Genomic DNA, 13,452 nt, shown 5'->3' with positions numbered 1-13,452 from the left:
CCCGTAATCGCCATACAAATATTAATATTTACGTTCAAATGCATACTCTTTGATGGTTGCAACAATTTGCTCGAAGGAATATCGATGATTCACTACATCAACAACAAATTCAATGGCATCATCTTGCGGCATCGTAAAATAGTATCCATTGTATTTTAAAAATTGAACAAGTGCTACAAAGGCAGTTCTTTTGTTTGCATTATGAAAACAATGGTTCTTAGCCAAAGACTCAAATAATGCTGCCGCTTTTTCAAAAATAGTAGGATAAGCATCTTTACCAAACACACTTTGTTGTGAACGGTAGACAGCCGATTCTAACAATGCAGGTTCTTTTATCCCTTTCAGCTCATTTGGAGAATATTTTCCAATAATGAAAAAATTAATCGCAACGACTTCTTCTACGGTTAGATATCTCATCGATCAATAAGCCCCTTGATGGTCTCATCATATTCTTCAAGAGTTTCGTTTAATACTTCAAAAAAATCTTGGGAGATTCCTTTTGGCAAATCAACTTTTTTACTTTTCTTTATAACAATTTTATCCTCTTCAAGCTCCATTTGTATTTCATCTCCTTGATGAATACCAAGCTTATTTAGAAACTCCATTGGAAAGGTAACCCCAAGTGAATTGCCAACTTTTAATACTTTTCGTTCTGCGCTTAACATTTATCTCACCTCTTTGTTATAACTGTTATAATAATTATAACACGAATTAGATTTATAGAACAGTGCCAGGCACTGTTCGCTAATTCCTCAGCTATAGATGCTTTAGATTCTCCTTGAAGGTCCTACTTTTTTGTTATGGCAAAGCTTTATACATCATTTCGCAATTCAACGTTTGTAACTATACTTGTTGATATATGCTTTTGAGTCTAAAAAATGCATTTTTAATTAATCGATTCAAATGATTGCTTTTGCGACGAGAATAGTATTTGTCGAAAAATCATTGGTATCATTTTTTATAAATATGTATATACTATGTATATACATATTAGGTTGGGGGTGATATAATGTATTCAAAAGAATATTTAGAAAACAAAATAAACCAGAGTAAAGGGGTTGACTACATGTCTACAGTTATTGTTCAAAAATGGGGAAACAGTTTGGGCATTCGAATCCCAAAAGATGCTGCTGATAAAATAGGGATTAAACAAGGTTCCGAAATAGAATTAAATGTGATTGGAAATGAAGGTATCATCACATTAAAGCCAAAAAGAACACGGAAGAAATACACACTGGAAGAACTAATATCACAGATTACACCTGAAAATCGACACGAGGAAATTGATTTCGGGATAGAAGGGCGTGAATTGATTTAATGCCAGCAGACGTACCAGAGAGAGGCGATTTCGTTGTTTTAAACTTCAATCCACAAACTGGTCATGAGCAGGCTGGGAGAAGGAATGCTATTGTTTTATCGCCTAAAGAATTCAATCAAGCAACAGGATTTATAGCTGTTTGTCCGATTACCAATCAAAAGAAGGGTTATCCTTTCGAAGTGGATTTACCAAAAGAAGGAATATCCCTTGATGGCGATGGCTATCCAATAACAGGGGTAGTTTTAACTGATCAAATTAAATCATTGGATTGGAGAGCTCGTAATCTAAAAATTTTAAAGAAGTATAATCCAGAAGATGCACAAATTGAAGAAATAGATAAAATCATTGATGAATGCCTAGCGAAAATAGAAACATATCTGACTTGACAAGATCCTTTCTCTTTCAGAAAGGGATTATCGAAACTGTTCGCTATAATCGCCGACGGATACAAGGTGGCCTAGATTGTCAAACACCCGCTCAATATGCAAAGGCCATTTAAAAGCGAACACAACCTTCCCGTCCTACCTACCTCTTTTAAGAATTCCCAGGAACTATCAAATACTTCCCTTGACAGTTCTTAGGGGGCTGAGACACTGTGAAAAGATTAAGAAAAGAAAAGGAATCAGAACCGCTTAGCCCTGATTCCTTCGGGTTAACCGATTTTATATTGTCTACTTTTGGAATCGCAATGCACAAGACTATTCGCAAAAAAATATGAGCTTGTTAAAAAATACTATAGAATATGTATTATAATTTATGATATCTTAAATCTGAAATTTTTAAAGGAGGGATGCGCTGTGAAAGATTTATTAAAAGAGCTGGAACTTCATTGCAACGCTCAGATCCTGGAAAATATTGCACGTGCTCTTCACAGTGCATATCAACCGTTTTTGTTAGATGTTCAAATTTGGCAAATTATTGAGAAGGTATTTCCTGAAAACCTTTTAGAGATCGTACGACCTTACAAAAAAACTTTGTTGGGTCACGATTTAGTAAACGATTTAGTTTTAAAATATTATCCAGCTGAAATGCAAATTAAATATCATTTTGCAAAGAAATATTTAAATCGTAAAAATGAAATTATAACCTTTGAGCTGAATGTAAATAATAGCCGTTTAGACATAGCTAGAATTAATGGGATTTCATATGCGTATGAAATTAAAACAGAGTTGGACACGTTAGACAAATTAGAAAAACAAATACAAGACTATGCCCTTGTTTTTGAATATATTTACGTTCTAATACATCCAAAACATCTAAAGGGAGCTTTAAGCAAAATCCCAGATTATGTAGGTGTTATTACATACAATTTAAACGAAACTAGCTGTAAATTTCATTTCAAACGCAAAGCAAGCAAAAACGTTGATTTAGATAGTAAGACTCAACTACAAATTCTTACCGCAAAAGAGCTAGAATTTTTCTTAAAACACACTAATGCCTCAATATCAATGCCAGCTAGCCGCTTACAAAAAGAAGAATGGATATTGAGGCATTATGATGAAAAAAAAATCAATACTTTGTTTAAAGAAGTATTAAAGAAACGTTTTGATAAAAAATGGTCGTTCCTTTGTGACCACTTTGACCAAATCAATCCTATTGATATTCAAGTTTTCTTTAAAACTTCTGCTAATCCAAAATGGGTTTATTATAAAAATTCTTCCATAGTATAGAGATAATGGCCTATGGCAAATCCTTTCCATTCAGGTTGACTATTGCCCGATTTCGTCCCGTTACTTATTTGAATGATTGCAGAGCAACCCATACAACTTTGTTTATGTGTGTTGTTATATTCATTCCAAACTTGTGAATTGATTATCGTCGGAACAACCATTGTTTCAAATGTGTGCGCTTGCTTTAATATACCATTGAAACCATAATAACAATTGCTATTCCAAGAATACATTAAATATCCAGGACTTATTATACCGCCATCAGTCAGATTATCTTTCTTTACACCTGCATAATCGCCAAAAGCATTAAATCCAAAATTTACATAGTCTGTTTTAAGACTATTATCAGCCTCTTGAACAATTTGTCCATTCGCTAAGCCCACATTTGTTAAGTCTCTTGGTATCGCTGACCGAAGCAATACAGTTTTATAATTTACATTTGGATTTATTGCTTGAACTATTGGATAATTGCTTCTAATTGACGGGTGATAATGTGACGCTTCATCAATATCAAATATAACAATATCCCCATCTTTAATAACAGATGACATTTCTTGAGTTATTTGCGTTAGATGATTTGGAAAAATACGAAAAGCTAATACTTTATAGTGTGGTCTAAGAAGTTGTTCTTGGTGAGTAACTTGACCAGGTTGATAAGGCACAGTAGGATCATAAGTTACAACTGGTATGATATGTGAAAGAGACAATAACTGTTGATTTAAAAATAAATTAACACGAGAGGCTGGATTTACTTTTATAGGGTTAATAAAATTTCGCACTGCAGATTTCGTCTGGTTAGTTAAAGTTAAATATAACGGGAAGTCAAGCATTATACAAGTATTAAACTGCCCAAAATCATTCACAAATGAAGTAATTATATCATCTCTGGAGTTTGATCTTAATTTTTCCGTCACTATTTCAATTAAAGGAAGCATTTTATTGCTAATGGCAGTCGATAAAATGGCTTTCCTCTCTTCCTGTCTATACCGCAAGACAGGTACATACTTAAAATCATTTATTTGCATACTTTTTCCCCCCTTGTAAAATTATATTTAAAAATTTAAACTTATTAAACAATTCTATTAACTCTTTGATTATATCAACATTTTACATTATAAAACATTAATTTGCAAAGATAACTAGAGAGTATAAGTGCGAGCGGTGCCTTTCACTCTTCGTCTTGTCCATACAAACGCTCAATTTACGAACGGTTTGTCGCTCATATAAAATTAAACACTATTTACTATAAATAAATTTTACAAGAAATCTTTTCAAATTATGTAATAAAAACAAAAAAGACAGAAGCCCTGCAGCTTCTGTCGCAAATGAATTATGAACGGCTAAGTGCCCGCAGCATAAACTGATTCACATCTTTCTCCGGTCCTATGAATTCGATATTTGTACCGATGGCTTCGAAGTGTTTGCGGGCGAAGTCGATTTTTGCTCTTTCTTCAGGACGCAAAAATTCTTCAATTTCCGTGCCTTTTGTTTCAAGAACAAAATATAGTTTTTCTTCCCCATCTTTGTCAATGACAAGCGCCCAGTCTGGGTTGTACGAACCGATTGGGGTGTCGATTTTAAACCAGCTTGGCAGCTTGACGTATACTTTGACGTTTTCGTCGTTTTCAAAGCGCTGGGCGAAGCTTGCTTCAATATCCGAATCATAAACGACATAATCAAACGGTGACTTCTCGCTGCGAATGGCATTGTCGTTTAAGTAGGCCAGCAGCTCTTCGTTTTGGAACAATTCGACGGCATAATACGCACCGTCGCCGATTTTGTAATATTTGACACCGTCATTGAGCAATAATCTCATTTCCCGCTGGATGATTTTCGTCACTTCTTCAATAAACTTTTGCGGGTTGTTTTTAAAATCGTCAAGGCGCTTGCATCCGGTTAAAATTTCCACAATCGTCTTCCGTGTTAAATTTGTACGATTTTGCAGTTCTGTTATAATATCTGGCAATGTATGATGAGCGGTAATATAATCTTCGACACGCTCACTCACCGTTTGCGCATGAATTCCTTCCACTTTGTCCATCGTCACTTGATCTTTTCGGCTTAAAATACGAATTTTATGAATCGGCGGCATTTTTTGAATGCTTGCAATGCTCTTCTTAATTAATTGTTCGCTATCGAATTCAACAGAATAGACAGTTTTATATTTTATTCTCTCCCACAACTGAATAAACTCTTCACTATCTAAAATCGCTTTATTCAATTGAACTTTTTTTCGATCGTTTGCATTTTTTATCGGCAAGCGTTGTAAATAGTGTCTTATTTCTTTTATAATCGCTTGTTTCCAAGGTTGAAACTCATCACTGAAGTTTAATTCATGCTTGTCTAACGCTTCTTTTAACGATGGCTTTGCCTTTCCATTTTCATCAATATAATCATATTGTTTCAGTTCTTCATATAATTTTGCCGACAACTCATACCCCATTTGCACAGGTTCTTCTGTATCTGGATCGATATACACTAGCTTCGCAAACACATGCTTTTCGAATTTGCCAAATGTCACTCCTGTCTCCTCTTCTATTTCCTTTTGCAATGAGGCGACAAACTCTTCATATGATTCATTTGCCATAACCGTTAACGTGTTGACGTTATAGTCTTGGACACGTTCGCCATTTTGGTTCACTGCTAAACGCAGGCCTCGTCCAATCTCTTGTCGTCTTGACACGTACGTCCCCGCTGAATCTTTTAATGTACAGATTTGAAACACATTCGGGTTATCCCATCCTTCACGCAGCGCCGAGTGTGAGAAAATAAAACGAAGCGGCTCGTCTAAGCTTAATAAGCGCTCTTTGTCTTTCATAATCAAATTGTATACATCTGTATCCGCTTCTGTATTTCCCTTTGTATCTTTTAACCTTCCTTTTTTATCTTGCGCAAAATATCCGTTATGAACTTTCTCTACATCCATATCAACATCGATGTCATTAAATAATGTACGATATTTTGGCTTCTGAATTAATTTCTTGTATTCTTCTTCAAACATGATGGCGTATTTTCCTTTAATCGGATTACCATCTTTATCATAATCACGATAGTTGGCCACCTTATCAATAAAGAAAAGACTTAACACTTTAATGCCGCGCGGTCTTAGACGCAGTTCTTTATCTAGATGCTCCTCAATCGTTTTGCGGATTTGATATCGTTTAATCGTATCGTCGTCAATATCGCCAATGACGTCACCTACTCGCAAATAATGACCGTTTACTTCAATGGACTCATTTCCTTCTGTCCAATCAATTTGTTCAACAATATAGCCGCGGTACAATTCCCGTTCTCCAGAAATATCGTATAAATCGTCCCCATACTTCACTGTTTTTGTTGTTCGTTTCACTTTGCCGCGCGTTTCAACATCAAGTTCAATTTTTGCTTTTCCTTCTTTTACTTCTACTAATTTTATATAAGGGACGTTAAATGATTCTTCAGAACGGACGGACATTACTTCAATTTTCTTTACGAGTTTTTGATTATAGGCATCCACTGCATCAAGACGGTACACCATGTTGTATTTATCGACATGGGTAGCCGAATAACGCAACGTACATAACGGATTTAGCGATGCGATCGCCTCTTTGGACTTCGGTGTCGTATCGACACTTTGCGGCTCATCGATGATGACAATCGGATTCGTTTGTTGAATGAACTCTATCGGACGATAACCGTTTAGTCGGTCGTTCGTCCGGTGAATAACGTTTGCTTTATCTTCTTTTTCCGGGTCTTCAAAACTTTTACGGAAAGCATCGATATTAATAATCATCACTTGAATCGTTGTTGCCGTCGCAAAGTTACGCACTTTATCGAGCTTTTGCGAATCATAAATGAAGTACTCTAACGGCGTACGGTTGTACAACTCGTCAAAATGCTCTTTCGTAATTTGCAATGACTTATACACACCTTCGCGAATCGCCACAGATGGCACGACAATGACAAACTTTGTAAAACCGTAATGTTTATTTAATTCATAAATCGTCCGTAAATAAACATACGTTTTCCCGGTTCCCGTCTCCATTTCGACAGTAAAATTCATGCCATCGAGCGTTTCGCTGCGCGGCAAAACGTTCTTCATTTGGATGGATTGGACATTTTTTAAAATTTCTTGAGGCGTAAGGTCTAAACGGTTTCCTACGCCTAATGCCGTTTGAATCATGCCGGCTTCTTCTTGCGTACCATAATATACAGTAAAGTTGGACTGTTTCATTTGTTGGCCTTTAAAAATTTGCACAACGGAATCAATCGCCTGCTTTTGGTAGTCTAAGTCAGAAATAAACTTTAACTTCATGGCTTATACACTCCTAACGTCCGTGATTCCGTTCTTTTTCAATGTTTGTATGGCATTTGTTTTCACTGAATCATTGATGAAACCAGACTCTTTGAAAATCACTTTTGGTGTCATGTGCTCTGACTGATGTTTCATCATCTCATTAACAATGTCTAAATCAATCTCATCTTCTAGACATAATAAAACAGAACCAAATCCGACGTTGTAAATCGTTTTCCCGTTATAGTCAATCTCTTCGATTGGCGTTGTGAGCGGTAAACCGATTTTTAGTAAAATTTCATACAATAAGTCTTCTTTCGTACGGTCTTCTTTGATGTTATCCTGCAGATCGAAAAGGGTTTGTTCTAGGTTCTCGAAATCCGGGTCCCAAAGCTTGACGTTAGAAGAATCAAGTTTAAATACTTTAAAGCCAATATCCAAATCTGTTTTCCCTGTTTCTTGAACGATTTTTTCACCAGCGCGGCGGATGCGTTCTTTTCCAATTTCGCAAATGTTTTTATATCCCGCTTTATACGCTTCTGAGTTTTCATCTGTTTCCTCCGGCAATTGCACCATGATAAACTTACGATTACCGCCGTCTTCAGTATTTAATTGCATCACGGCATGGGCAGTTGTTGCTGAACCAGAGAAAAAGTCTAAAACAATTGAGTCATGATCTGTACCAACTTTACAAAATCTATACAATAATTCTATTGGTTTTGGGAAACTAAAAATTTTTTTATTAAATAATTCTTCTACTTCAGCAGTTCCTCTCCTGTTTGAAACTTCTTTATCAAGTTGCAAGCTTCTTATTAACTTTTCAGAGTGTCGCATTTTTTGAACAATCCGATATTCATTATTTTCGGTTTTATAACCTATAATTTCTTTATTTAATTCTTTTTTAGCTTTTTCCTTTCCCCATCTCCATACAAATTGAATGTTATCTTTTTGAGACTTTGGTGGAAAAATCTCTATAAATCCTTCTTTTTTCTCTAAATGAATTGCATAAAATCCTTCATCCCCAAGTGGGCAATTAGGATCTAAATAAAATGGATAGAATAAATTAGGTCTATTTAAATTTGTAAAAGCTGTATTACTATTGTATAGAGGGTGTATGTTAAACCCCCCTTTTTCATCTTTAAATCTAAAAGATTTGTCTTCATCGGGAAGTAAATTAGTAGTTGTTTCTTTTATATTTTTTGCATAGAATAACGCATATTCATGCATTTTACCTATATGTCCATAATCTCTCGCATTAGGAGTAGAGTTAACTACAAAATTCCCAATAAAGTTATCTTCACCAAAAATTTCATCACACATTTTTTTCAAATTCATAACTTCATTATCATCAATACTAATAAATATAACCCCATCTTCCCTCAACAAATTCCGTGCCAACTTTAATCTCGGATACATCATATTCAACCAATCGGTATGATATCTTCCATTTGTTTCTGTATTCGCCCTTGTTGTTTGCTGAGTCATTTCTTTATAGTTCTTAATGTTATCCCTGAAATCATCTTTATACACAAAATCTTTTCCCGTATTATACGGTGGGTCGATATAAATCATCTTAATCTTGCCAAAGTACGATTTTTGCAACAGCTTTAGTACTTCGAGGTTGTCTCCTTCAATATAAAGGTTTTCCGTTGTATCCCAGTTTTTGCTGGATGCTTTGTCTGGGCGGAGTGTTCCCGTTGATGGCGTTTGTGCAAGTTTCATTGCCTGCGTTTTGCCGTGCCATGTGAATTCATATCGTTCGTTGCGTTTTTCAATTTCTTCTCCAAGCACAAGTTTTAATTTTTCAAAGTCGATTTTCCCTTCGGTGACGACTTCTGGGAATAATTGCTTGAGTGACTCAATATTTGCTTTGACTAAATCCAGCGATTTTCCGTCTAGTTTTTCCATCGTTTGTCTCCTTTCATCGCAATTGTTGTTTTAACTGCTCGATTTGTTTCGTTAGCTGTTGAATTTTAATATTCATCTCCATTTTTCGATTGAACTGCGTTTCTTTTTTAAGTTTATTTTTCCATTTTGTTATTTCCGCTTCAAAATGTTGGATTTGCACAATGAGCTGCTGTACTTCTTCGTCTTCTGCAACGATAAACGCTCCGACAGCCTTTGTATGCTGAAACGCTTGTACCGCTAGATGAATGTCTTTATAAAACCGAAAAAAATGGGAAAATGATATTTTCGTAATATGAATCGTTTTTATAAACTGATGGACCGTTTCACTATCGTCGTCTAATTGAAACCAAGGAGTGTAATACGATTCTTCCAGTACAACCTGCGACATATCTACTTTATTTAATCGTTTTAAGCATGTGCCGATTTGAAAGTTTCCTTGCTTTTCAAAGACAATGACGACAGGGTTCGGAAGTGCCCCTTGGATGATTTCACCGATGACCGGCAGATGATTGTCTTTCGCTTCCTCCCTCAGTTGAATCGTAATAAACATAACCCCTTCATAATGGTATTCTTCGTTGATAAATGGCTGGATATTGATCGTACTTGGGGTTAATAAATAACTTAATTCCATTCGTTCAATATATTTCGTAATGTAGTCTTTTTCTTTCTTGTTTAAATCGGCGAAGTCGTAGAACATCTTTTTATCTAATTTTTTATGGAGCGGGCGGACTTTATCGTCCAGCCCAATCACGCGATAAAACATCTGTCCAGCCATCATTCTCACCCTTTAATAATCAGATAAGAAATAATCTCAAAATCCTGCAGGCTAGTATTCGCATTTGTGACAAGGCTATCTAAATTTCCTAAGCTAAAAATATTCAATGTCAGTTGTTGGTCAAATTTCCCGACGATTTCTTCCACCGCTTTTTCTAACAATATTTTGTATTGCCCCATGTCTTTGCCGTTCTTTGTTTCTTCATAAAACGCCGCATATAATTGTGCTTCGACTTCCTTTTGCCCATTGCATAGCGAGCGATAAATATCAAGAATTTTTTTGATGTGAACATGGTTATAGAGTACATGCCCATCCTCTTTTATATACACCAAATAATATGGATGGAGCGCATTTTGTTCATTAGAAGCTGTAAAGTTGTTAATTTGTTTTAGGCAAAAAATAACTCCAGGTTGAATTTCCGCACTCAGTTTTTCATTTTTATTCGTTGTGATACTGAATAAACCTAATGGAGCCTTCTCGATTACATCTTTATTGTTCTTCATGAAATTTAATAAATCCATTCGGAAATCATCCATCGTGAAATCCGTTAATGAAATATTCCCAGAAATATCTTCTAAATCAATGACTTCGTTTTGTAGTTTTTCGAGTTGTTTCCGGCGATATTCTAAATCTTTCATTTCGTTGCTGTTGTCAGCGATGACGTTTTCTTCCCCAGTAGAAGAAATATCAAGGATGGTCATTCGGTCTTTGACCCTGCCGACTAGATTAATATATTCATCGAGTTCCATCGACGGCCAAAAGTTCACTAACTGAATACGTTCATTTTTACTTCCAAGTCGGTCAATACGTCCAAATCGTTGAATAATGCGCACCGGATTCCAATGAATGTCATAGTTGACGAGATAATCGCAATCTTGCAAGTTTTGTCCTTCGGAAATGCAGTCGGTGGCAATAAGAATATCAATCTCTTCCGTCATATTCGGCATGACTTTTGCTCTTTCTTTGGAAATAGGTGAAAAGTGCGTTAAAATGCTGTTGAAGTCAGCTTTCGGTACATTAAATGTTGTTCTTGGCCGATCTTTACCTGTAACAACTGCACAATGAAGCCCAAATTGTTTAGAAACCCATTGATGTAGGTTTTCGTATAAATATTTCGCTGTATCGGCAAATGCAGTAAAAATGAGTAGTTTTTTGTTTTGTCCATTGATTGGATGTTCGATTTTCGTTTGAATAACTTTTTTAAGGGCTAATAGTTTTTGATCGCGATTTGGATTGATTCGTTTTGCATGCTGCAATAACTTCAGCAAAATTTCCCGATCATATAACAAATCTTGTTTCCAACGAATGAGATCTATATCACGAAGCAAAATTTTTACTTTTGCACCAATGAATGCATCTTCCAATTCTGGATCTTCTGTATCCATGTCAGCGAACTCGCCGATGCTGTCACTTGTTGAATAATGGTCAATTTTAGCAATGCAAGAGTCAATTTGAGCAATAATGCTTTCTAACGTTAACGAAAAAGAATAAACGCTGCTTTCAAGCCGTTTTAATAAATTTGTTTTCATTAAATAGACGAGGTTGTTTTCTCGGTCCGTTTGTTTAAATACACGCCCGTTGGCCACTTTCGTATCATACTTTTCGTGGTAAAAAGCCTGCATATGAGGCAAAATATACTTCATTGGTGAATAAAGAGCAAATCGCAAGCGCAAAATATCATTATTAATTACGGAGAGAGGCGGAAATTCATTTTCCACATCAATCTTCTCTTTCATATTAATTGGCTTTAGGCGCTGTGGAAATTTTCCGATATCCTTAACATTGTAATATTTTTCAATATGACGGCGGGAACGGGCAATCGTCAACGAATCAAGCAACGTAAAATAATCCCAGCTTAACATGTCCAATAACTGTTCCGTTGTCCGCTCTTCTTCCGGCAAGTTGCTCCATTTGTTAAACTGTGACTGCGCCCGCCGAATCGTTTGGCTGATGCTTTTAATGTTTGCTGTTTCTGCTAACGCTTTGTCATTTCCTTCTGTAATAAAAGCAATTTGGTTTTTTAAATCATCCAGTTTGTTGTTCACTGGAGTAGCGGAAAGCATCAGCACTTTTGTTTTAACTCCAGCTTTTATAATGTCATTCATTAACCGGGCATAACGGGTGATATGGCTTTTCCTTGGATCATTGTTGCGAAAATTATGTGACTCATCAATGACGACTAAATCATAATTTCCCCAATTCACATACTGCAAATTAATATCGCCACTATACCCGCTCTCCCTTGACAAATCGGTATGATTCAGCAAATCATAAGAAAAACGGTCTTCAGCTAATATATTCCGCTTATCATTGGAACGGTAAATCATCCAGTTTTCCCGTAATTTTTTCGGTGCAAGAACTAACACGCGGTGATTACGGAGTTCATAATATTTGATAACCGCTAACGCTTCAAACGTTTTTCCGAGGCCGACACTATCGGCAATAATGCAGCCGCCGTACGTTTCGATTTTGTTGATGGCACCAATCACGCCATCGCGCTGAAAATCGTACAGTTTATTCCAAATCACTGTATTTTCAAATCCGGTTCTCGTTTGTAACGCCTCGTAATCTTTCGTATCTTGTAAAAAATCTTTGAAAAGGTTGTAGAGTGTAACAAAGTAAATAAACTCCGGCGAATTTTCTTTATACAATACTTCTAAACAACGCAATATTTGTTCTTTTACATCCTGCAAGGCGTACTCGTTTTGCCAAATCGCATCGAATTTCCTGATAAGCTGGGCATTTGTCGCCGCATCATCAACGATATTATTAATGTACATACTTGAGGAGTTGCTGTAGCCTAATCCCGGACTTGAGAATGGCGCTCCACCGACAAGGCCGATTTGCGTTCCGTCTTTGTTTTCGACATGATATAACCCGCCTTGAATCCGTTGATTGGTGACTGACTTAATTTGTGCTTTTTGTTTCAGCCATTTGGCAAATTCTTTGGCGATATATGCTTGATTTAATTTTGTTTTATACTTTTGCTCCTCTTCGACTCCGTACAATAACGCCTCGTTTTTTTCTATTTGCCCTTTTAATAAATTGTCGCCTTGCACGAAAGCCGGTTCTGTAAAAATAAAGCGAAATTCTTCTAACTGAGAAAGCTCTTTCTTTAATTCGACAAACGCATATAAAGTAAAATGTGCAGCAGCAACGGATAACTTACTGCCCTTTGTAATATATTCTTTCAAGACATCTCCCACTAAACCCGTTTGTTTATTATCAATAATTCCTTTTGACATGTTTCAGTCTGAACTCCTTTATTAGAATGCCTATTCAACGTACTGAGACAGAAGACCATATCGTTATTTCATCATAATTACATTATACTAAAACAACAACGAAAAATTTTGATGAATTTTGTCGAAAACTTATGTGAGTATACACATGTATAAATATGGAATTCGGGATAAATATAACTTCTCCCCATGCAAATGAAATTCTGTCACCCATTTCTCATTTGATTTCGATGCGTGAAAGTCATAAACTGTATTTAGTCATATAA

The 13,452-nt window shown here is 35.9% G+C and carries 10 protein-coding genes; 3 read left to right on the top strand and 7 right to left on the bottom strand.

Annotated features, from left to right (window positions below; all coding sequences use genetic code 11):
* Positions 1-21: 21 nt before the first annotated feature.
* Positions 22-417, bottom strand: a complete 396-nt coding sequence (locus NSS60_RS02010; RefSeq protein WP_004888889.1) for a type II toxin-antitoxin system death-on-curing family toxin — start codon at positions 415-417, stop codon at positions 22-24.
* Positions 414-665 (bottom strand): AbrB/MazE/SpoVT family DNA-binding domain-containing protein, encoded by a 252-nt coding sequence (locus NSS60_RS02005; protein ID WP_004888888.1) that lies wholly within the window; start codon positions 663-665, stop codon positions 414-416. Before NSS60_RS02005 ends, NSS60_RS02010 begins: the two co-directional genes overlap by 4 nt.
* A gap of 344 nt (positions 666-1,009) precedes the next feature.
* Here NSS60_RS02005 and NSS60_RS02000 point away from each other — a divergent pair, with 344 nt between their 5' ends.
* The 3 genes from NSS60_RS02000 (at position 1,010) to NSS60_RS01990 (ending at position 2,988) form a co-directional block, all read left to right on the top strand.
* Positions 1,010-1,318, top strand: a complete 309-nt coding sequence (locus NSS60_RS02000) for an AbrB/MazE/SpoVT family DNA-binding domain-containing protein (protein WP_004888884.1) — start codon at positions 1,010-1,012, stop codon at positions 1,316-1,318.
* Positions 1,318-1,704 (top strand): type II toxin-antitoxin system PemK/MazF family toxin, encoded by a 387-nt coding sequence (locus NSS60_RS01995; RefSeq protein ID WP_035018420.1) that lies wholly within the window; start codon positions 1,318-1,320, stop codon positions 1,702-1,704. Before NSS60_RS02000 ends, NSS60_RS01995 begins: the two co-directional genes overlap by 1 nt.
* Positions 1,705-2,115: 411 nt before the next feature.
* Positions 2,116-2,988, top strand: coding sequence for a sce7726 family protein (locus NSS60_RS01990; protein WP_340720609.1), 873 nt, complete (start codon positions 2,116-2,118; stop codon positions 2,986-2,988).
* Here the strand turns inward: NSS60_RS01990 and NSS60_RS01985 are convergent.
* The 5 genes from NSS60_RS01985 to NSS60_RS01965 all read right to left on the bottom strand — a co-directional run bounded on the left by NSS60_RS01985 (position 2,964) and on the right by NSS60_RS01965 (position 13,189).
* Positions 2,964-4,013: a beta family protein gene (locus NSS60_RS01985; protein WP_340720608.1), complete on the bottom strand. Its 1,050-nt coding sequence runs from the start codon at positions 4,011-4,013 to the stop codon at positions 2,964-2,966. The two genes, NSS60_RS01990 and NSS60_RS01985, sit on opposite strands and share 25 nt — an antisense overlap.
* Before the next feature lie 305 nt (positions 4,014-4,318).
* On the bottom strand, positions 4,319-7,282 hold the full coding sequence (locus NSS60_RS01980) for a type III restriction-modification system endonuclease (protein WP_340720607.1): 2,964 nt from the start codon (positions 7,280-7,282) through the stop codon (positions 4,319-4,321).
* Positions 7,283-7,285: 3 nt separating this feature from the next.
* Complete coding sequence (locus tag NSS60_RS01975; protein ID WP_340720606.1) at positions 7,286-9,169, bottom strand: site-specific DNA-methyltransferase; 1,884 nt, start codon at positions 9,167-9,169, stop codon at positions 7,286-7,288.
* 13 nt (positions 9,170-9,182) lie between these two features.
* On the bottom strand, positions 9,183-9,944 hold the full coding sequence (locus NSS60_RS01970; protein ID WP_340720605.1) for a DUF4391 domain-containing protein: 762 nt from the start codon (positions 9,942-9,944) through the stop codon (positions 9,183-9,185).
* Positions 9,945-9,949: 5 nt separating this feature from the next.
* Positions 9,950-13,189, bottom strand: coding sequence for a helicase-related protein (locus NSS60_RS01965; RefSeq protein WP_340720604.1), 3,240 nt, complete (start codon positions 13,187-13,189; stop codon positions 9,950-9,952).
* Positions 13,190-13,452 lie beyond the last annotated feature (263 nt).

It is taken from the genome of Anoxybacillus sp. FSL W8-0382, from assembly GCF_038003845.1.
Lineage (GTDB): Bacteria > Bacillota > Bacilli > Bacillales > Anoxybacillaceae > Anoxybacillus > Anoxybacillus flavithermus_G.
The sequence above is the reverse complement of the archived record's forward strand: the minus strand, read 5'-3'. Positions and strand labels throughout refer to the sequence as shown.